We start from the raw sequence: 21,208 nt of genomic DNA, 5'->3' as shown, positions 1-21,208 counted from the left end.
GGCCGCTCGGGAACCCCACCACGGGGTAATGCTTTTTACTGGCCTGCTCCATCACTGGGAAGCGGGGCGTATCATATCAAATGACACGCCGCTGTAAAGAGTTACGTTGAGAAAAATGAACTGGTTGCGTAATTTTCATCCGTAACGGATTAAAGCCAACCAGTTCTATTTTGCCAGCGATTAAAGAATAATCGTCCGGTTACCGTAAACAAATACACGCTGTGCCAAAACCTGGTAAAGCGCGCGGCTTAATACGTTTTTCTCAACATCACGACCTGCACGCATCATGTCTTCGGCAGTGTAAGTGTGATCCACATGAATGACATCCTGCATGATGATTGGACCTTCATCCAGATTGTCATTTACATAGTGTGCTGTTGCGCCAATAATCTTCACGCCGCGTTCATAAGCCTGATGATAGGGACGTGCGCCGATAAACGCTGGCAGGAATGAATGGTGAATGTTGATAATTTTGTTCGGGAAGCGCGCCACGAACTCCGGCGTCAGCACGCGCATATATTTCGCCAGCACCACATAATCAGGTTGATGCGCTTCAATGGCATCCGCCATCTTCTGATCGTGCTCGTTGCGGCTTAACCCTTCATGGCTCACCAATTCAAACGGAATATCAAAACGTTCCACCAGAGAACGTAAAGTCTCGTGGTTACCAATAACCGCAGCGATTTCAACATCCAGTCCACCGTAGTTGGCTTTCATCAGCAAATCGCCCAGGCAATGCGCTTCTTTGGTCACCAGAATGACTATGCGGCGGCGACCTGCGGGATTCAGTTCACGCACCGAACCTTCTGGCAAAGCGCTATCGAGATCCGCCAACAGGGTGGAATCATTAAAAATACCCTCCAGTTCCGTGCGCATAAAAAAGCGCCCGGTACGGTGATCAACAAATTCATTGTTCTGCACGATATTTAACTCGTGCTTATAGCAAATATTGGTAATGCGCGCGATAAGACCCTTTTGGTCCGGACAAATAGTACGCAGAACTTTACGTTGGAGTGAATGCATTGCTGGAAAAACCTTGTTGAGAGTGTTTGCTAAACCGTACCGTCAACCATTACTGGCCGCAGCACTTTTTAAATTTTTTACCTGAACCACAAGGGCAGGGATCGTTGCGACCAAACTGCGGACGTGTACCATCAATATAGTACCATTGACCGTTTTCTTTCAAAAATCGCGAACGCTCAATAATTGCCCCGGATTTACCCTTCTCAGTAAAACGAGCGACAAAACTGACATAACCTACGTCGTCACCTTCATGATATGAACGTTCAAATACGGTCAAACCTAACCATTCGGTATGTGCAAATCCGGCAATTAATTCAGCACGTAACACAGAGGCGCCACAGGATGGATGCCAGGTTTTAATTAAATAATCTGCGTCGTGCATCACAAAAGCGCAGTAACGCGAACGCATAAGACGTTCGGGATCTGGTGCAACCTTTTCACCAGACACATAAGGGTGGCAACATAGGCTATACTCGACAGCACTACCACAGGGACAAAGCTTAGACACAAATAATCTCCCTGGAAACAATAACGGCGTTTTAACCGCCGGAGTAGCACTATGTTAACCGAGCGGTAGCGATGTGGCTACGGCTGCATTCCAGGGGACGCTTTCAGGAACAATGAGAAAAGTAAAAATAGGGCTGGCACTGGGATCCGGTGCTGCACGAGGATGGTCGCATATTGGCGTCATTAACGCGCTTAAAAAAATGGGCATTGAAATTGATATCGTCGCAGGATGTTCAATTGGTTCGCTGGTAGGCGCAGCCTATGCCTGTGATCGATTATCTGCGCTGGAAGAGTGGGTTACCTCTTTTAGCTATTGGGATGTTTTACGACTGATGGACCTCTCCTGGCAGCGCGGTGGGCTGCTGCGCGGCGAGCGTGTGTTCAATCGGTATCGTGAAATAATGCCAGAAACAGAAATCGAGAATTGTTCACGCCGCTTCGCTGCAGTCGCCACCAATCTAAGCACAGGGCGCGAATTATGGTTTACCGAAGGTGATCTCCATCTCGCTATTCGTGCATCCTGCAGTATTCCTGGCTTGATGGCACCGGTCGCGCATAACGGCTACTGGCTTGTTGATGGCGCAGTCGTTAATCCCATTCCTATCTCTCTTACTCGTGCGTTGGGCGCAGATATCGTAATTGCGGTTGATCTCCAGCACGACGCTCACTTAATGCAGCAAGATCTTCTTTCATTTAATGTCAGTGCTGAAAATGGCGAGAGTGAAGATGATCTACCCTGGCATGCGCGGCTGAAAGAGCGGCTAAGTAGTATTACTGCGCGTCGAGGCGTCACGGCACCGACAGCAACAGAGATTATGACGACCTCTATTCAGGTATTGGAAAACCGCCTTAAAAGAAACCGTATGGCAGGGGACCCGCCTGATATTCTGATTCAACCCGTTTGCCCACAGATTTCCACGCTCGATTTTCATCGTGCGCAGGCTGCCATTTCGGCAGGACAATTGGCGGTTGAGAAGAAAATGGATGAGCTTTTACCGCTAGTTCGAACTAACGTTTTGACCTGATTTTTTATCTACACTTAAGTTAATTCTGACAGGCACTGATGGCAATAGCATGCCACTATTGAATAAAGCCAGTCAGGGGAGAGAACATGACGCAGCCATTGGTCGGAAAACAGATTCTCATAGTTGAAGATGAGGCGGTATTTCGCTCGCTTCTGGATTCGTGGTTTTCCTCATTGGGAGCGACAACGGTACTGGCGGCTGATGGGGTGGATGCCCTTGAGCTACTGGGCGGTTTCACACCCGATCTAATGATATGTGATATTGCAATGCCGAGAATGAACGGCCTGAAACTATTGGAACATATTCGCAACCGGGGTGACCAAACGCCTGTCCTGGTGATTTCCGCTACGGAAAACATGGCAGATATCGCGAAAGCGTTACGTCTGGGCGTGGAAGATGTTTTGTTAAAACCAGTTAAAGATCTCAACCGTCTGCGCGAGATGGTTTTTGCGTGTCTCTATCCCAGCATGTTTAATTCGCGTGTAGAGGAAGAAGAACGGCTTTTTCGCGACTGGGATGCGATGGTGGATAATCCCACCGCGGCTGCTAAATTATTGCAAGAATTACAACCTCCGGTTCAGCAGGTGATTTCCCATTGCCGGGTTAATTATCGCCAACTGGTGGCCGTTGATAAACCGGGGCTGGTGCTTGATATTGCAGCTCTTTCGGAAAACGATCTGGCTTTTTATTGTCTCGATGTAACTCGCGCCGGACATAATGGTGTCCTTGCCGCTTTGTTATTACGCGCGCTGTTTAATGGGTTATTACAGGAACAGATTGCCCACCAAAATCAGCGTTTGCCAGAGTTGGGTGCGTTATTGAAGCAGGTAAATCATTTACTGCGGCAGGCCAATCTGCCTGGTCAGTTCCCGCTATTAGTCGGCTATTATCATCGTGAATTAAAAAATCTCATTTTGGTTTCCGCTGGTCTGAATGCAACGTTAAATGCTGGTGAACACCAGATTCAAATCAGTAATGGCGTTCCGTTAGGAACATTAGGCAACGCCTATTTGAATCAATTGAGCCAGCGATGTGATGCCTGGCAATGTCAAATTTGGGGAACAGGTGGAAGACTGCGCTTGATGTTGTCTGCGGAATGAGCAAACGATTATATGGGATAAAATTGCATTACGCGCTGGTGTCGGCTGGTGGTACTATCGTCGCCATTCGTTTAAGTAATTGTCTTAATTATGTTAACTCGCCTCCTTTTCAGAACCAGGCCTCGTCAGGGTACTGATATACTGGGATGCGACACAGAAATATGAACACGTTCAATACACGAACAGTCCAGGAGAATTTAAATGGCTGCCATTAATACGAAAGTCAAAAAAGCCGTTATCCCCGTTGCGGGATTAGGAACCAGGATGTTGCCGGCGACGAAAGCTATCCCGAAAGAGATGCTGCCGCTTGTCGATAAGCCATTAATTCAATACGTCGTGAATGAATGTATTGCGGCTGGCATTACTGAAATTGTGCTGGTCACTCACTCATCTAAAAACTCTATTGAAAACCATTTCGATACCAGTTTTGAACTGGAAGCAATGCTGGAAAAACGTGTAAAACGCCAGTTGCTTGATGAAGTGCAGTCCATTTGTCCACCACACGTGACTATTATGCAAGTTCGTCAAGGGCTGGCGAAAGGTTTGGGACACGCAGTATTGTGTGCCCATCCGGTAGTTGGTGATGAACCTGTGGCTGTTATTTTGCCTGACGTTATTCTGGATGAATATGAATCCGATTTATCGCAGGATAACCTTGCAGAGATGATTCGTCGCTTTGATGAAACTGGCCACAGCCAGATAATGGTGGAGCCTGTTGCTGATGTGACGGCATATGGTGTTGTGGATTGCAAAGGTGTGGATTTAGCGCCTGGCGAAAGTGTACCGATGGTCGGTGTGGTAGAAAAACCGAAAGCAGATGTAGCGCCGTCTAATCTTGCTATTGTCGGCCGTTATGTTCTCAGTGCTGATATTTGGCCGCTGCTGGCAAAAACCCCTCCGGGAGCAGGTGATGAAATTCAGCTCACCGATGCGATTGATATGCTGATCGAAAAAGAAACGGTTGAAGCCTATCATATGAAAGGGAAGAGCCATGACTGCGGTAATAAATTAGGTTACATGCAGGCCTTCGTTGAATACGGTATTCGTCACAACACTCTGGGTACTGAATTTAAAGCCTGGCTTGAAGAAGAGATAGGCATTAAGAAGTAACATCTATCACGATGTTTTCTACGAAACGGCATTGAGTGATCAATGCCGTTTTTTTATAGCGTATTCTTATCAGAGAGTCTTAAAACGGACAATAAAAAATCCCGCCAATGGCGGGATTTTAAGCAAACAGAATCAAGAAAAGATTATTGCTTGATCAGGAAATCGTCGAGGGATTTACCTTGCTCATCCATTGCTTTTTTGATTACAGCTGGAGTACGGCCCTGGCCAGTCCAGGTTTTGGTTTCGCCGTTTTCGTCAACGTAGCTATATTTAGCCGGACGCTGTGCGCGTTTAGCTTTGGTGCCAGATTTAACAGCAGCAATGCTATTCAGCAGTTCGTTCGGGTCAATACCGTCAGCGATCAACATTTCACGATATTGCTGCAGTTTACGAGTACGCTCTTCAACTTCAGCAGCAGCTGCGCTTTCTTCTTCGCGACGTTCGTTAACAACAACTTCTAATTTTTCCAGCATTTCTTCCAGCGTTTCAAGTGTACATTCTCTTGCCTGCGCACGAAGAGTACGGATGTTGTTCAGAATTTTAAGTGCTTCGCTCATTGTAGTAATCTCAAACTTATATTGGGGTGGTTTGTTGAGGTAATAATAGAGCCTTAAATTCAGTTGTGCAATAGCCAGGAATGTAAGGAATTCAAAAATGTTCTTTATTTCGTACCGACAATAAATATCTTTTCATAAAATTAGCCAGAAATGACGTGGCATATAGCCCTATTTACATCGATGCTTTCGCATCACTTAAGGTTAAAACTTCCTGATTCATGTCACATTTTATGTGGAGATTAACATGCGCTGGAGCCTTTTCACTCTTGGGTATTAGCCCTGTTTATGAAAATCCCCTATTAAGCGAATGATGAAAAGTAGAACAGTCGCAATAAGTGCAAGGACTTCGTATTGCTCTTTCCTGGAGGCCAACAGGGGTTATTACGTGCGCAACAGGTTAAAGATTGTGAATAGTTACCAAGAGTCATTTACGCGTTTATAACAAGCAAGGCCGTGGTAAAGATAGCTCTGAAGGATTATGCCAGCCATTCGTAATGGATGACGAATATACTACTTCTGTGCGCACTGTTACGCTGTAAAACTGACGAATTATGATAAACTCCTGCCAACTTTATTTCATATCATTGAGGGCCTGTGGCTGATGGCGCAGCTATATTTCTACTATTCCGCAATGAATGCGGGTAAGTCTACGGCATTGTTGCAATCTTCATACAATTACCAGGAACGCGGTATGCGCACTGTCGTATATACGGCGGAAATTGATGATCGTTTCGGGGCAGGGAAAGTCAGCTCGCGTATAGGTTTGTCATCACCTGCAAAATTATTTAACCAAAATTCATCATTATTTGATGAGATTCGTGCGGAACACGAACAGCAGACAATTCATTGCGTACTTGTTGATGAATGCCAGTTTTTAACCAGACAACAAGTATATGAATTATCGGAGGTTGTCGATCAACTCGATATACCCGTACTTTGTTATGGTTTGCGTACCGATTTTCGCGGTGAATTGTTTGTTGGTAGCCAATACTTACTGGCATGGTCAGACAAACTGGTCGAATTAAAAACTATTTGTTTTTGTGGCCGCAAAGCAAGCATGGTGCTACGTCTTGATCTGGCGGGTAGACCTTATAACGAAGGTGAACAGGTGGTTATTGGTGGTAATGAGCGTTACGTCTCGGTTTGCCGTAAACACTATAAAGAAGCGTTAGAGATCGGCTCTTTGACGGCGATTCAGGACAATCATCGGCACGACTAATAAATTTTTCTTTACTGACAGGGTGAATAGGGCGCTTTTCTCCTGTCAGTCCGTTTTACTAACTTCTTCCGAGTCATCATTCTTTCTCTATTCTTAATCATCACTCAACGTACCACAGAACGATTTTAGTGCGTCGATGCCTCATTACCTACGAGGTAGAGTTATTTGTCGACAATCTCGCTTTGTGCTCGTTTTCCGACAATACAAACATGATGAATTAATACAGCTGGATTATTTGACTTTACATAGCCGTTCTTTGTCTGAAACAAAAAAACGGCCCCGAATGGGACCGTTTATGATGTTATACAGAGCTACCGATTAAGCGGATTTTTTCGCTTTTTTCTCTGCTTTAGCCGGAGCTGCTTCTTTAGCAACGGTTGCGCCTTCTACGTAATCACGACCGTAGTAGGTGTCCAGCAGGATCTGTTTCAGCTCGGAGATCAGCGGATAACGCGGGTTAGCGCCGGTGCACTGGTCATCGAATGCATCTTCAGACAGTTTATCAACGTTTGCCAGGAAGTCTGCTTCCTGAACGCCAGCTTCACGGATAGATTTAGGAATACCCAGTTCAGCTTTCAGCGTTTCCAGCCATGCCAGCAGTTTCTCGATCTTAGCAGCAGTACGGTCGCCCGGAGCGCTCAGACCCAGATGGTCTGCAATTTCAGCATAACGACGACGTGCTTGTGGACGGTCGTACTGGCTGAATGCAGTCTGCTTGGTCGGGTTGTCATTCGCGTTGTAGCGGATAACGTTACAAATCAGCAGGGCGTTTGCCAGACCATGCGGAATGTGGAACTGAGAGCCCAGTTTATGTGCCATTGAGTGACATACACCCAGGAAGGCGTTAGCAAACGCGATACCTGCGATAGTTGCCGCACTGTGAACACGTTCACGCGCTACCGGGTTTTTAGACCCTTCGTGGTAGGACGCTGGCAGATATTCTTTCAGCAGTTTCAGCGCCTGCAGAGCCTGACCATCAGAGAACTCAGAAGCCAGTACAGAAACATATGCTTCCATGGCGTGAGTTACTGCGTCCAGACCACCGAAAGCACACAGGGACTTCGGCATATCCATAACCAGGTTGGCGTCAACAATCGCCATATCCGGGGTCAGAGCATAGTCTGCCAGCGGATATTTTTGGCCAGTTGCGTCATCGGTTACAACCGCGAACGGTGTAACTTCAGAACCGGTACCGGAAGTTGTGGTGACTGCGATCATTTTCGCTTTCACGCCCATTTTCGGGAACTTGTAGATACGTTTACGGATGTCCATAAAGCGCAGCGCCAGTTCTTCGAAATGAGTTTCTGGATGTTCGTACATAACCCACATGATTTTCGCAGCATCCATCGGGGAACCACCACCCAGCGCGATAATCACGTCTGGTTTGAAGGAGTTCGCCAGTTCTGCACCTTTACGAACAATGCTCAGAGTCGGGTCAGCTTCAACTTCGAAGAACACTTCAGTTTCTACGCCAGCTGCTTTCAGTACAGAAGTGATCTGGTCAGCATAGCCGTTGTTGAACAGGAAGCGGTCAGTCACGATGAGCGCACGTTTGTGGCCATCAGTAATCACTTCATCCAGCGCGATTGGCAGAGAGCCACGGCGGAAGTAGATAGATTTCGGAAGTTTGTGCCACAACATGTTTTCAGCTCGCTTAGCAACGGTTTTCTTGTTGATCAGGTGTTTCGGACCAACGTTTTCAGAGATGGAGTTACCACCCCAGGAACCACAACCCAGAGTCAGGGAAGGCGCGAGTTTGAAGTTGTACAGGTCACCGATACCGCCCTGAGAAGCCGGGGTATTGATCAGGATACGGGCAGTTTTCATTTTCTGACCGAAGTAAGAAACGCGTGCCGGCTGGTTATCCTGGTCGGTGTACAAGCAAGATGTGTGACCGATACCGCCCATAGCAACCAGTTTCTCTGCTTTCTCTACCGCGTCTTCAAAATCTTTCGCACGGTACATTGCCAGAGTCGGGGACAGTTTTTCATGAGCGAATGGTTCGCTTTCATCAACAACAGTCACTTCACCGATCAGAATCTTAGTGTTTTCTGGTACAGAGAAGCCTGCCAGTTCAGCAATTTTATAAGCTGGCTGACCAACGATAGCCGCGTTCAGCGCGCCATTTTTCAGGATAACGTCCTGAACAGCTTTCAGCTCTTTGCCCTGCAGCATGTAGCCGCCGTGGGTGGCAAAACGCTCACGTACAGCATCATAAACAGAATCAACAACAACAACAGACTGTTCAGAAGCACAGATTACGCCGTTGTCGAAGGTTTTGGACATCAGCACGGATGCAACTGCACGTTTGATATCAGCAGTTTCATCAATAACAACTGGGGTGTTGCCTGCGCCTACGCCGATCGCCGGTTTACCGGAGCTGTATGCAGCTTTAACCATGCCTGGACCACCGGTCGCAAGGATCAGGTTAATGTCAGGGTGGTGCATCAGTGCGTTGGAGAGTTCAACAGACGGTTGATCGATCCAGCCAATCAGATCTTTTGGTGCACCAGCAGCAATAGCAGCCTGCAGAACGATATCAGCAGCTTTGTTGGTTGCATCTTTAGCACGCGGGTGTGGTGAGAAAATGATGGCGTTACGGGTCTTCAGGCTAATCAGAGATTTGAAGATAGCGGTTGAAGTCGGGTTAGTTGTTGGAACGATACCGCAGATAATACCGATTGGTTCAGCGATAGTGATGGTACCGAAAGTGTCGTCTTCAGACAGAACACCGCAGGTCTTTTCATCTTTGTAGGCGTTATAGATATATTCAGAAGCAAAGTGGTTTTTGATCACTTTATCTTCAACGATCCCCATGCCGGATTCGGCAACGGCCATTTTTGCGAGTGGGATTCGAGCATCTGCGGCAGCCAGAGCGGCGGCGCGGAAGATTTTGTCTACTTGCTCTTGAGTGAAACTGGCATATTCACGCTGGGCTTTTTTTACACGCTCTACGAGTGCGTTAAGTTCAGCGACATTAGTAACAGCCATAATGCTCTCCTGATAATGTTAAACTTTTTTAGTAAATCATCTGCTCGAATACGAGAGTATAGTCAGTGCGATGATGATTTGCTTAACCTTTGAAAATCAAAATCTTACTCGTGCTCACACTCACTGTGATTTACTAAAAGAGTTTAAACATTAGAGTCATTTATCTCTAATGCGTCACTTCCAGGTGGCGTAAGCAAGATTACTCACTTCTGGGTACCGATTAAGTGATCCAGATCAAAATTTCGCGAAGCTGACACCTTTCAGCTCCGCTTTTAGCCATAATAGCTAATAGTTAATAAATTGTAGTATTAATTGTTGGCTACCTTAGCATGTTTTGTACGACTAGATAACAATAATGAATGATAGTAATTTTAGATAGTTAGGAGGTGAAAAATGCTGACAAAAGGCGTATTGTCAGCACGTATTTTTACCCTTGTTTAAAGATAACATTATCCGGCTTTTGCTTCGGAGCTAACCGTGATTCAGACACTTTTTGATTTTCCCGTTTATTTTAAGTTTTTCATCGGGTTATTTGCGCTGGTTAACCCGGTAGGGATCATCCCCGTGTTCATCAGTATGACCAGCTATCAGACTGCGGCAGCGAGAAACAAAACAAATCTGACCGCCAACTTGTCTGTAGCCATTATTTTGTGGATCGCACTGTTTCTCGGCGACACGATTCTGCAACTTTTTGGAATATCTATTGATTCGTTCCGCATCGCAGGCGGCATACTGGTCGTGACAATTGCAATGTCGATGATCAGCGGTAAGCTTGGTGAGGATAAACAGAACAAACAAGAAAAATCAGAAACCGCAATTCGTGAAAGCATTGGCGTTGTACCGCTCGCATTACCTCTGATGGCTGGACCAGGAGCAATCAGTTCAACCATCGTATGGGGAACGCGTTATCACAGCATTGGTTATCTGTTCGGTTTTTTTGTAGCAATCGCGTTGTTCGCTTTATGTTGCTGGGGTTTATTCCGCATGGCACCCTGGCTGGTGAGGGTTCTGCGTCAGACTGGCATCAACGTCATTACCCGGATTATGGGGTTATTGCTAATGGCATTAGGGATTGAATTTATCGTCAATGGTATCAAAGGGATTTTCCCTGGTCTGCTCAATTAATTCCTTTCATATGAAACGGAGTCATGATGCTCCGTTTCTTTCATCATTATTTTTACTGCAACCCAACGCAGTTAACAAAAGAAATAGATAATTTTTTTCCCATTTTACAGATGGTTATAAGACTATCCTTATCTGGCGATCCGCATCATCATGTTATTTTCATCACATCATAATCCTGGGCCTTGCTGAAGAATAATTGAAATGATATTAGTAATTCTACTGCCTTTGGCAGAGAAAAGTGCTAAATAGCATTCAATTGTTAAATTATTGTGCGCATTTTCTGTCTGGACTATAACCGGAAAAGTCAGTATTGCTTTCTGTAGTTCTATCCCTTTGTTTTTAAATTATTTTATTGATTGGATAACGAGGGATATACGTACTGGTATGGTCAGAAAAGAGAATTGCGTAACAATTTTGCAAAATGTATTGGCGGGCAAGAAGGGCATTTGATACTTTTCGGCCAACTGTTTGGCGATTTTTATTGGCAATGAGAATGATTTGCGATTAAAAGACGCGGCAAAAAATAATGTGTCTCGACAGGGGAGACACAGTAAGAATCGACATAAGGTGGTCATCTGAATCACCAGAATAAATAAAGTCGGTGATAGCAATTAGTAACGATAAAGCAACCTGGCAGCAAAAAGTCTCCGAGCTGTACAGGTATCCTAATCCGGGATTACACATGCTGGTAAAAACCAGTAATTATAATGAGGGAGTCCAAAACACAATGACCAACATCACCAAGAGAAGTTTAGTGGCAGCAGGCGTTCTGGCTGCGCTTATGGCAGGGAATATCGCACTGGCAGCTGATGTACCTGCAGGAGTCACACTAGCGGAAAAACAAACGCTGGTACGCAACAATGGTTCTGAAGTTCAGTCATTAGATCCGCACAAAATTGAAGGGGTTCCTGAGTCTAATATCAGCCGTGACCTGTTTGAAGGTTTGCTGGTTAGCGATCTTGATGGTCATCCGGCCCCTGGCGTGGCTGAATCCTGGGATAACAAAGACGCTAAAGTCTGGACGTTCCACCTGCGTAAAGATGCGAAATGGTCTGACGGCACGCCAGTCACGGCACAAGACTTTGTGTATAGCTGGCAACGTTCTGTTGATCCGAACACCGCTTCTCCCTACGCAAGCTACTTACAATACGGACATATTGCGGGTATTGATGAAATACTGGAAGGGAAGAAACCAATTACCGATCTCGGTGTGAAAGCCCTCGATGACCACACATTAGAAGTCACCTTAAGTGAACCTGTTCCGTACTTCTATAAGTTACTGGTTCACCCATCTACTTCCCCGGTGCCAAAAGCCGCTATTGAGAAATTTGGCGAAAAATGGACCCAGCCAGGCAATATCGTTACTAACGGCGCCTATACATTAAAAGATTGGGTTGTTAACGAACGTATCGTTCTTGAGCGCAGCCCGACCTACTGGAATAACGCTAAAACGGTAATTAACCAGGTGACCTATTTACCGATCGCTTCTGAAGTCACCGATGTTAACCGTTATCGTAGCGGCGAAATCGATATGACTTATAACAACATGCCGATCGAACTGTTCCAGAAACTGAAAAAAGAAATCCCGAACGAAGTTCACGTTGATCCATACCTGTGCACTTACTATTACGAGATTAACAACCAGAAACCGCCATTCAATGATGTGCGTGTGCGTACCGCACTGAAACTGGGTATGGATCGCGATATCATTGTTAATAAAGTCAAAGCGCAGGGCGATATGCCGGCCTATGGTTACACACCGCCATATACCGATGGCGCAAAACTGACGCAACCAGAATGGTTTGGCTGGAGCCAGGAAAAACGTAACGAAGAAGCGAAAAAACTGCTGGCAGAAGCGGGCTATACCGCAGACAAACCGCTAACGATTAATCTGTTATATAACACGTCCGATCTGCATAAAAAGCTGGCGATTGCCGCCTCTTCACTGTGGAAGAAAAATATCGGCGTGAACGTTAAACTGGTTAACCAGGAATGGAAAACATTCCTCGATACCCGCCACCAGGGTACTTTTGATGTGGCCCGTGCAGGCTGGTGTGCAGACTATAATGAACCAACTTCCTTCCTGAACACCATGTTGTCGAACAGTTCGATGAACACCGCTCATTATAAGAGTCCGGCCTTTGACAGCATTATGGCGGAAACCCTGAAAGCTACAGACGAGGCACAGCGCACGGCGCTGTACACGAAAGCAGAGCAACAGTTGGATAAAGATTCGGCCATTGTTCCGGTTTATTACTACGTGAACGCGCGTCTGGTAAAACCGTGGGTTGGGGGTTATACCGGTAAAGATCCGTTGGATAATACCTACACCCGAAATATGTACATTGTGAAGCACTAATGGCAATGCGTGGGGCAGGTGTATCCTGCTCCACGGTGTCTGCTTTTTATCGCATTACAGAAGGCACAGGCCAGAAGGTACGGCAATGTTAAAATTTATTCTACGTCGCTGTCTGGAAGCGATTCCGACGCTATTTATTCTTATTACTATTTCGTTCTTTATGATGCGCCTCGCGCCGGGAAGTCCCTTTACCGGCGAACGTACGTTACCGCCAGAAGTAATGGCCAATATTGAAGCGAAATATCATCTTAACGATCCCATCATGACGCAGTATTTCAGCTATCTGAAACAACTGGCTCATGGCGATTTCGGCCCTTCATTTAAATATAAAGATTATTCGGTCAATGACCTGGTCGCATCCAGTTTTCCCGTTTCAGCAAAACTGGGCGCTGCTGCATTTTTCCTCGCAGTGGTACTGGGCGTTAGTGCTGGCGTTATTGCCGCATTAAAACAAAACACCAAATGGGACTATACCGTCATGGGATTGGCTATGACGGGAGTGGTTATACCAAGCTTTGTCGTTGCGCCATTATTAGTCATGATATTCGCGATCATTTTGCATTGGCTACCGGGCGGTGGCTGGAATGGTGGGGCGCTGAAATTTATGATCCTGCCGATGGTTGCCTTATCACTGGCTTATATCGCCAGTATTGCGCGTATCACCCGTGGATCGATGATTGAAGTTTTACACTCCAACTTCATTCGTACCGCACGCGCGAAAGGTCTGCCCATGCGGCGCATTATTTTCCGCCACGCATTAAAGCCCGCGTTGCTACCGGTGCTTTCTTATATGGGACCCGCATTTGTTGGCATTATCACCGGTTCTATGGTTATCGAAACCATTTACGGTTTGCCGGGCATCGGACAATTGTTTGTTAATGGTGCCTTGAACCGTGACTATTCATTGGTGTTAAGCCTGACCATTCTGGTTGGTGCTTTAACCATTTTGTTCAATGCCATTGTCGATGTGCTATATGCGGTTATCGACCCGAAAATCCGTTACTGATACTGGAGCTCGCGATGATGTTAAGTAAGAAAAACAGCGAGACGCTGGAGAATTTCAGTGAAAAGCTGGAGGTCGAAGGCCGCAGTTTATGGCAGGACGCACGTCGACGTTTTATGCATAACCGTGCAGCAGTGGCCAGTCTGATTGTACTGGTGCTTATTGCACTGTTTGTTATCCTGGCGCCGATGCTCTCGCAATTTGCCTATGACGACACCGACTGGGCGATGATGTCCAGCGCCCCGGATATGGAATCTGGTCACTACTTTGGTACTGACTCTTCCGGTCGCGATCTGCTGGTGCGCGTTGCCATTGGTGGGCGCATCTCATTAATGGTTGGTGTTGCTGCAGCGTTGGTGGCAGTAGTCGTAGGAACGCTTTATGGTTCACTTTCCGGTTATCTTGGCGGCAAGGTGGATTCCGTAATGATGCGCCTGCTGGAAATCCTCAACTCCTTTCCGTTCATGTTCTTCGTCATTTTGCTGGTGACCTTTTTCGGCCAAAACATCCTGCTGATTTTCGTAGCGATTGGGATGGTTTCCTGGCTGGACATGGCACGTATCGTGCGTGGTCAAACCCTTAGTCTGAAGCGCAAAGAGTTTATTGAGGCGGCACAAGTTGGCGGTGTATCTACGCCCGGCATTGTGATTCGCCACATTGTGCCGAACGTGCTTGGTGTGGTAGTGGTCTATGCCTCTCTGCTGGTACCCAGCATGATCCTCTTTGAGTCTTTTCTTAGCTTCCTGGGACTGGGTACGCAAGAGCCATTAAGTAGTTGGGGCGCATTGCTCAGTGATGGTGCGAACTCGATGGAAGTCTCTCCGTGGTTGCTGCTATTTCCGGCAGGTTTCCTTGTGGTGACACTGTTTTGTTTCAACTTTATCGGCGATGGCTTGCGTGATGCCCTCGACCCGAAAGATCGTTAAGGAGTGCAGCCATGAGCGTAATTGAAACTGCAACCGTGCCGCTCGCACAGCAACAGGCTGACGCACTGCTGAACGTGAAAGATTTGCGAGTGACATTTAGTACCCCGGACGGTGACGTCACGGCGGTCAATGATTTAAATTTTTCCCTGCGTGCCGGGGAAACGCTGGGTATCGTTGGCGAATCGGGCTCCGGTAAGTCGCAAACCGCGTTTGCTTTAATGGGGCTGCTGGCGGCTAACGGACGCATTGGTGGGTCGGCAACCTTTAATGGGCGCGAAATACTCAATCTGCCAGAACGTGAACTTAATAAACTGCGCGCTGAACAAATCTCGATGATTTTTCAGGACCCGATGACCTCGTTAAATCCATACATGCGCGTCGGCGAGCAGTTGATGGAAGTGCTGATGCTGCATAAAGGTATGGGCAAGGCCGAAGCGTTTGAAGAATCGGTACGAATGCTCGATGCGGTGAAAATGCCAGAAGCGCGTAAGCGCATGAAGATGTTCCCTCATGAGTTTTCTGGCGGCATGCGTCAGCGTGTGATGATTGCGATGGCGTTGCTGTGTCGACCTAAATTGCTGATTGCCGATGAACCGACTACTGCGCTGGACGTGACAGTACAGGCGCAGATCATGACGCTATTGAATGAACTGAAGCGGGAATTTAATACTGCCATTATCATGATCACCCACGATCTCGGTGTGGTCGCGGGGATCTGTGACAAAGTTCTGGTGATGTACGCTGGGCGCACGATGGAATATGGCAACGCGCGCGATGTCTTTTATGAACCCGTTCATCCTTATTCTATCGGTTTACTCAATGCGGTGCCGCGTCTTGATGCGGAAGGTGAAACTATGTTGACCATCCCGGGTAACCCGCCAAACCTGCTACGTTTGCCGAAAGGTTGCCCGTTCCAGCCGCGTTGTCCGTATGCGATGGAGATTTGCAGTAGCGCGCCGCCGCTGGAAGAGTTCACGCCAGGCCGACTGCGTGCCTGCTTTAAACCGGTGGAGGAATTGTTATGAATGCTGTAACCGAAGGAAGAAAAGTCCTCCTCGAAATTGCCGATTTGAAAGTGCACTTTGAGATCAAAGATGGCAAACAGTGGTTCTGGCAACCGCCGAAAACCCTTAAGGCCGTTGATGGTGTGACGCTCAGGTTATATGAAGGGGAAACGTTGGGCGTCGTAGGGGAATCAGGTTGTGGAAAGTCCACCTTTGCCCGTGCCATCATCGGTTTGGTCAAAGCTACCGACGGTCATGTTGCCTGGTTAGGTAAAGAGTTGCTGGGCATGAAGCCCGATGAATGGCGTGCCGTTCGCAGTGATATTCAGATGATTTTCCAGGACCCGTTGGCATCGCTAAACCCGCGTATGACCATCGGCGAGATCATCGCTGAACCGCTGCGTACCTATCATCCGAAAATGTCACGCCAGGAAGTTCGCGAGCGCGTGAAGGTGATGATGATGAAAGTCGGCTTGCTACCTAACCTGATTAACCGCTATCCGCATGAGTTTTCCGGCGGTCAGTGTCAGCGCATCGGGATTGCGCGTGCACTTATTCTTGAACCGAAGCTGATTATCTGTGACGAACCGGTGTCGGCGCTGGACGTGTCAATCCAGGCGCAGGTGGTGAATTTACTCCAGCAGTTGCAACGTGAGATGGGATTGTCATTAATTTTTATCGCTCACGATCTGGCCGTGGTAAAACACATTTCCGATCGCGTGTTGGTGATGTATCTCGGCCATGCGGTAGAGTTGGGGACGTATGATGAGGTCTACCACAATCCGTTGCATCCCTATACCAAAGCATTGATGTCGGCAGTCCCCATTCCAGACCCTGATCTGGAGAGGAATAAATCTATCCAGTTACTGGAAGGGGAATTACCGTCGCCCATCAACCCGCCTTCTGGTTGTGTGTTCCGCACTCGTTGCCCGATTGCCGGTCCGGAGTGTGCCAAAACACGACCTGTGCTGGAGGGGAGTTTCAGACATGCCGTTTCTTGCCTGAAAGTCGATCCGCTTTAAAAACAAAAAGGGCTGACAGTTGTCAGCCCTTTATCACGCCAAAAGCGATTATTTATTCCCGCCAGATAATATGGCAAAGTTTGTGATCTTTTTCGCGGCATAACAAAATACGGGCGAAAATATCGTTGATTTCGCCATCTTCACTGTCTGCCAGACCAATCACCACTTCGGCAAAAAAGTCCGGGTTCAAGTCGAAATCAACATGTTCCTGCCAGTCTTCCGCCGGATCAAATAACTCTGCACCACCGCGCTCTTCAAACTGCAGATTGAACAACAGAACATCAGCCGGATCGAGATTATCAGCGGCCAGTTCGAGAAAAATATCGTAGGCCTGCTCAAGCGTTTCATCTTCAGTCAGGCGATTGTTTAAATCCATATCCATAGTCACTACCTATTTAATCTCTGTTGGCGACGTTTTACAGCAACGGGCTGAAGAAGTAAAACAGTCGCTCGGCGACACGTTGCCAGAGTGGACGTTTTAACCACAGCCGCGCATCGAGCAGACGCGAACGAGAAATATAGTCGTCCTGAACGGCAGCCAGATCGGCACCAAAACCTTTATCGTCGATAGCCAGAGTGATTTCAAAATTCAGCCACAGACTACGCATGTCGAGGTTAACGGTGCCAACCAGACTTAATTCGCCATCGACCAGCACGCTCTTGGTATGCAGTAACCCACCTTCAAACTGATAAATCTTAACCCCAGCAGCAAGTAGTTCTGTAAAGAATGCGCGACTGGCCCAGCCTACCAGCATTGAGTCATTTTTCCTCGGCAAAATAATACTGACATCAACCCCGCGTTGCGCCGCCGTGCAGATTGCGTGAAGTAAATCATCGCTGGGGACGAAGTAGGGCGTCGTCATGATTAAATATTCACGAGCTGAATAAGCCGCAGTCAGCAAAGCCTGGTGGATCAGGTCTTCCGGGAATCCAGGGCCGGAAGCGATGGTATGAATCGTATGACCGCTGGCCTGCTCGAACGGCATAATATTGACATCAGGCGGTGGTGGTAAAATACGTTTTCCCGTTTCAATCTCCCAGTCGCAAGAGTAGATAATTCCCATCGCGGTGGCGATAGGGCCTTCCATGCGAGCCATCAGATCAATCCATTGTCCTACGCCCGCATCCTGTTTGAAGAAGCGCGGATCGACCATATTCATGCTGCCGGTGTAGGCAATGTAGTTATCGATCATGATCATCTTGCGGTGCTGGCGCAGGTCCATGCGGCGTAAGAATACGCGCATCAGGTTAACCTTTAAGGACTCGACCACTTCGATACCGGCATTTCGCATTAACTCTGGCCACGGGCTACGGAAAAAAGCAACACTCCCCGCAGAGTCGAGCATTAATCGGCAATGAATACCGCGTCGTGCGGCGGCCATCAAAGATTCTGCCACCTGGTCTGCCATACCACCTGGTTGCCAGATATAAAACACCATCTCAATGTTATGGCGAGCGAGTTGAATGTCGCGGATTAACGCCTGCATCACATCATCAGACTCGGTCATCAGTTGCAGCTGATTACCTTTGACCCCGGCGATCCCCTGACGACGCTCGCAGAGCTTGAATAACGGTCCAGCGACGCTGCTATTTTCTTCCGCAAAAATATGCTTACAGGCTTTAAGATCGTTAAGCCATTTCGCCGTGGAAGGCCACATCGCTCTGGCGCGTTCGGCGCGTCGTTTGCCTAAGTGGAGTTCGCCAACAGCCAGATAAGCAATAATTCCGACCAACGGCAGAATGTAAATGATCAACAGCCAGGCCATGGCGGAGGGAACTGCGCGTCGTTTCATTAGAATGCGTAAAGTTACGCCTGCAATGAGCAACCAGTATCCCAGAATGGCCAACCAACTCACCAACGTATAAACGGTTGTCATAGATTAGAAATCCTTTTGAAAGCGCATTGTTATGAGTTTACGCATATGGATTCATCTGGCAAATAAAAACGCGGTAAAAGCACTGGTCAGCGTCGGGACCGGGGGTATAATGACCGCTCTGTTATTGCATAGAGTAGTTAACATGAAGCGGAGTAGAACGGAAGTGGGGCGCTGGCGCATGCAGCGTCAGGCTAGCCGACGGAAATCGCGTTGGCTTGAGGGGCAGTCACGCCGAAATATGCGTATCCACAGCATCAGGAAGTGCCTTCTAAACAAACAGCGAAACTCGTTATTGTTTGCGATCTACAATATCTAAATGTTCTGGGCACCAACGCGGTGCCCATTAAGATTATCTTTCCGCCGTTAAATTCTATTTTTGCGCAGATTCATTGTTGTCAGTTTTGGTTTCGTCGTCATTGTTATCGCTGAAAATACCATGCCCGGAGTTCAGCAACATCGAGACGAGCATATCATTATTAATTTCTTCCCCATTGAGAATACGCGCCAGTATCTCGCTACCAAACAGCTGCGGTGAAAGAATAATATCCGGATGCACCATCTTAATCTTATTCAGGTTTTTGCTATCACTAACGGCAAGCACGGTTTTAACATCTTTGCTCATATCTTTCGCCGACAGAACGACAAAAGCATTATCGGCGTCATTATCACTTAACGCCAGAATAGCCCGACAGTGATCAATTCCCGCTTTTTTTAGTACTGAACTGTCATTGCTGTCACCGGGGATAACATCGGCATTGTCACCGAGTCTTTGTTCAAGCTGTTTTATGTCATCCTCTGGCAGGTTGCTGATAACCGTGACGTTTTGTCCGCGTTGATTCAGTTGCAGAATCGTGTTGATTGCCAGAATGGAATGCCCGCAAACAATAAAGTGATCTTTACGACGCATTGTATGATTGTTTCCTTTCACAAGTTTATTGAATCCTCCGCGGATAAGCGGGCCGAAAATCGAGGTCATGGAGGTGGCAAAAACGGTAATACCGGAAATAATGACCGAAATAGTAAACAGGCGCGCTGATTCAGAAACCGGGACGATATCGCCGTAGCCCACGGTTGACATAGTTTCTATCGAAAAATAGAACGCGGTCATTAGACTCTCTATTCGCGGATTAAAACCTTCGCTTAAATAAAGGGCGCCGTAGGTAGAGTAAAACAGTAACGTCGTAAAACTAATAAAAGCAAAAATTGTCCCGGCTGCAGCACTACTGTGAGAGAAGTCTTTACGCAGCACCAACAAAATTATCAAGGTAAAGATGCAAAAACCAATGCTGAATTTCAGCCAGGGATAAAAGTGCAGGGTGTAAATCAGCGTTATCAGCAATAAAATGATACTGATAGCCCATGCCAGCTTTGCCCGAAATAGCAAGCCGATCGAGTTCAAAACAAGAAAGACGCCGAGCATAAACAGTGGCGCATTGGCCAGCAAGGAGAGGTCAAGTTCTGAAAACGCCTGGATATGGAAAATATCGAGCAGATTGACCGACATGCCATAAATTGTTTTAAAAATAAGCAATCCATTTGAAAGGACCGCCAGCGCGATAACATCGTGCCGCAGGGTCACCCATAAATTTACCGCTGTTTGCTTGAATGTAGCCCAGTGACTCACTGATACCTCTGTAACCACAATTTTGTTTAATTATCTTCACGCATACAGAATGTGAAAAACATGCGGCACGTGAATGTGTTAAACCATAGTAGATGACTTTATCCGCAGCAATCAAAGGTTTTGATTGATCAAAACCGAGTCAGACAGAGAAATTTTGTCATTTTTAGACGGAGATGCCGAGGGTATATAGGGAGATACAGATAAAGTTATTATCTGTTAGTGGTGGTGGATTGGGGGCATCGGTAAATATAAAGAAAAAACAAGAGCACGGTTTCTGTCACCGCGCCCCTGGATGTTGATATTCAGAACACTTTCTTAAAGGGTTTCACGGAAACGTGCTCATAGACTCCCGCTGCCACGTACGGATCGGCATCTGCCCAGGCCTGGGCTGCTTCCAGCGATTCAAATTCAGCAATAACGGTTGAGCCAGTAAATCCTGCGGCGCCTGGATCGTTACTGTCTACCGCTGGCATTGGACCGGCGGTCAGCAGACGCCCTTCATCATGCAGTAACTGCAAACGCGCTAAATGTGCCGGACGAACGGAAAGGCGCTTTTCGAGGCTATCGGCTTTGTCTTGAGCGTAAATAACATACAACACGGGCACAACTCCTTGTTCGGAAAAGTTATAAAGTACGTTATTTGAAAGGGCGAAGATCTGCAACGGAAAGATGATGTCTTTGTTAAGGCGTCACTAAAAGTAAGGTTAACAGCGCCAAAAATTGCGTTTTCACTGAT

The 21,208-nt window shown here is 47.1% G+C and carries 19 protein-coding genes; 11 read left to right on the top strand and 8 right to left on the bottom strand.

Annotation, left to right across the window (positions count from 1 at the left end; all coding sequences use genetic code 11):
* Positions 1 to 180: 180 nt before the first annotated feature.
* Positions 181 to 1,023 (bottom strand): formyltetrahydrofolate deformylase, encoded by an 843-nt coding sequence (gene purU, locus D9741_RS10690; RefSeq protein ID WP_130208904.1) that lies wholly within the window; start codon positions 1,021 to 1,023, stop codon positions 181 to 183.
* 49 nt (positions 1,024 to 1,072) lie between these two features.
* Positions 1,073 to 1,531 (bottom strand): YchJ family protein, encoded by a 459-nt coding sequence (locus D9741_RS10685; RefSeq protein ID WP_130208902.1) that lies wholly within the window; start codon positions 1,529 to 1,531, stop codon positions 1,073 to 1,075.
* Positions 1,532 to 1,643: 112 nt separating this feature from the next.
* Here D9741_RS10685 and rssA point away from each other — a divergent pair, with 112 nt between their 5' ends.
* The 3 genes from rssA to galU all read left to right on the top strand — a co-directional run bounded on the left by rssA (position 1,644) and on the right by galU (position 4,765).
* Complete coding sequence (gene rssA / locus D9741_RS10680; RefSeq protein ID WP_130216018.1) at positions 1,644 to 2,555, top strand: patatin-like phospholipase RssA; 912 nt, start codon at positions 1,644 to 1,646, stop codon at positions 2,553 to 2,555.
* A gap of 86 nt (positions 2,556 to 2,641) precedes the next feature.
* Complete coding sequence (rssB, locus tag D9741_RS10675) at positions 2,642 to 3,655, top strand: two-component system response regulator RssB (RefSeq protein ID WP_130216020.1); 1,014 nt, start codon at positions 2,642 to 2,644, stop codon at positions 3,653 to 3,655.
* A 201-nt stretch (positions 3,656 to 3,856) separates the two neighbouring features.
* On the top strand, positions 3,857 to 4,765 hold the full coding sequence (galU, locus tag D9741_RS10670) for a UTP--glucose-1-phosphate uridylyltransferase GalU (RefSeq protein ID WP_130208896.1): 909 nt from the start codon (positions 3,857 to 3,859) through the stop codon (positions 4,763 to 4,765).
* Between the two features lie 143 nt (positions 4,766 to 4,908).
* On the opposite strand, the gene hns is transcribed toward galU, so the two are convergent.
* Positions 4,909 to 5,322, bottom strand: coding sequence for a histone-like nucleoid-structuring protein H-NS (gene hns, locus D9741_RS10665; RefSeq protein ID WP_105289150.1), 414 nt, complete (start codon positions 5,320 to 5,322; stop codon positions 4,909 to 4,911).
* 601 nt (positions 5,323 to 5,923) lie between these two features.
* Here hns and tdk point away from each other — a divergent pair.
* The gene (tdk, locus tag D9741_RS10660; RefSeq protein ID WP_130208894.1) at positions 5,924 to 6,541 is read left to right on the top strand and encodes a thymidine kinase; all 618 of its coding nucleotides are present in this window, start codon (positions 5,924 to 5,926) and stop codon (positions 6,539 to 6,541) included.
* 318 nt (positions 6,542 to 6,859) lie between these two features.
* Here tdk and adhE read toward each other — a convergent pair whose 3' ends face one another.
* Positions 6,860 to 9,532, bottom strand: a complete 2,673-nt coding sequence (adhE, locus tag D9741_RS10655; protein WP_130216022.1) for a bifunctional acetaldehyde-CoA/alcohol dehydrogenase — start codon at positions 9,530 to 9,532, stop codon at positions 6,860 to 6,862.
* Between the two features lie 477 nt (positions 9,533 to 10,009).
* On the opposite strand from adhE, the gene ychE reads away from it, so the two are divergent.
* From ychE to oppF, 6 genes are all read left to right on the top strand, one after another.
* Entirely contained in the window at positions 10,010 to 10,657 is a 648-nt protein-coding gene (gene ychE, locus D9741_RS10650; RefSeq protein WP_000616766.1) for an NAAT family transporter YchE, read from the top strand.
* Between the two features lie 727 nt (positions 10,658 to 11,384).
* On the top strand, positions 11,385 to 13,016 hold the full coding sequence (oppA, locus tag D9741_RS10645) for an oligopeptide ABC transporter substrate-binding protein OppA (RefSeq protein WP_130216024.1): 1,632 nt from the start codon (positions 11,385 to 11,387) through the stop codon (positions 13,014 to 13,016).
* Between the two features lie 85 nt (positions 13,017 to 13,101).
* Entirely contained in the window at positions 13,102 to 14,022 is a 921-nt protein-coding gene (gene oppB / locus D9741_RS10640; protein ID WP_001516507.1) for an oligopeptide ABC transporter permease OppB, read from the top strand.
* Between the two features lie 14 nt (positions 14,023 to 14,036).
* A complete protein-coding gene (gene oppC / locus D9741_RS10635) occupies positions 14,037 to 14,945 on the top strand; it encodes an oligopeptide ABC transporter permease OppC (RefSeq protein ID WP_000979659.1) in 909 nt (302 codons plus the stop codon).
* Between the two features lie 11 nt (positions 14,946 to 14,956).
* Positions 14,957 to 15,970, top strand: coding sequence for a murein tripeptide/oligopeptide ABC transporter ATP-binding protein OppD (oppD, locus tag D9741_RS10630; protein WP_130208888.1), 1,014 nt, complete (start codon positions 14,957 to 14,959; stop codon positions 15,968 to 15,970).
* Positions 15,967 to 16,971, top strand: a complete 1,005-nt coding sequence (gene oppF / locus D9741_RS10625; protein WP_130216026.1) for a murein tripeptide/oligopeptide ABC transporter ATP-binding protein OppF — start codon at positions 15,967 to 15,969, stop codon at positions 16,969 to 16,971. Before oppD ends, oppF begins: the two co-directional genes overlap by 4 nt.
* A gap of 52 nt (positions 16,972 to 17,023) precedes the next feature.
* On the opposite strand, the gene D9741_RS10620 is transcribed toward oppF, so the two are convergent.
* Together D9741_RS10620 and cls are read right to left on the bottom strand one after the other, a co-directional pair.
* Positions 17,024 to 17,353: an HI1450 family dsDNA-mimic protein gene (locus D9741_RS10620; protein ID WP_000366958.1), complete on the bottom strand. Its 330-nt coding sequence runs from the start codon at positions 17,351 to 17,353 to the stop codon at positions 17,024 to 17,026.
* Positions 17,354 to 17,387: 34 nt separating this feature from the next.
* Entirely contained in the window at positions 17,388 to 18,848 is a 1,461-nt protein-coding gene (gene cls, locus D9741_RS10615) for a cardiolipin synthase (RefSeq protein ID WP_130208884.1), read from the bottom strand.
* A 142-nt stretch (positions 18,849 to 18,990) separates the two neighbouring features.
* Here cls and D9741_RS10610 point away from each other — a divergent pair, with 142 nt between their 5' ends.
* A complete protein-coding gene (locus D9741_RS10610; RefSeq protein ID WP_122983112.1) occupies positions 18,991 to 19,164 on the top strand; it encodes a YciY family protein in 174 nt (57 codons plus the stop codon).
* Positions 19,165 to 19,218: 54 nt separating this feature from the next.
* On the opposite strand, the gene kch is transcribed toward D9741_RS10610, so the two are convergent.
* Together kch and D9741_RS10600 are read right to left on the bottom strand one after the other, a co-directional pair.
* Positions 19,219 to 20,472, bottom strand: a complete 1,254-nt coding sequence (kch, locus tag D9741_RS10605) for a voltage-gated potassium channel protein (RefSeq protein WP_130216028.1) — start codon at positions 20,470 to 20,472, stop codon at positions 19,219 to 19,221.
* 302 nt (positions 20,473 to 20,774) lie between these two features.
* A complete protein-coding gene (locus D9741_RS10600) occupies positions 20,775 to 21,071 on the bottom strand; it encodes a YciI family protein (protein ID WP_000967595.1) in 297 nt (98 codons plus the stop codon).
* Positions 21,072 to 21,208: the final 137 nt, after the last annotated feature.

This window comes from Escherichia sp. E14V7, assembly GCF_004212225.1.
In the GTDB taxonomy this organism is placed as follows: Bacteria; Pseudomonadota; Gammaproteobacteria; order Enterobacterales; family Enterobacteriaceae; genus Escherichia.
This window is presented reverse-complemented; position numbering and strand designations above follow the sequence as displayed.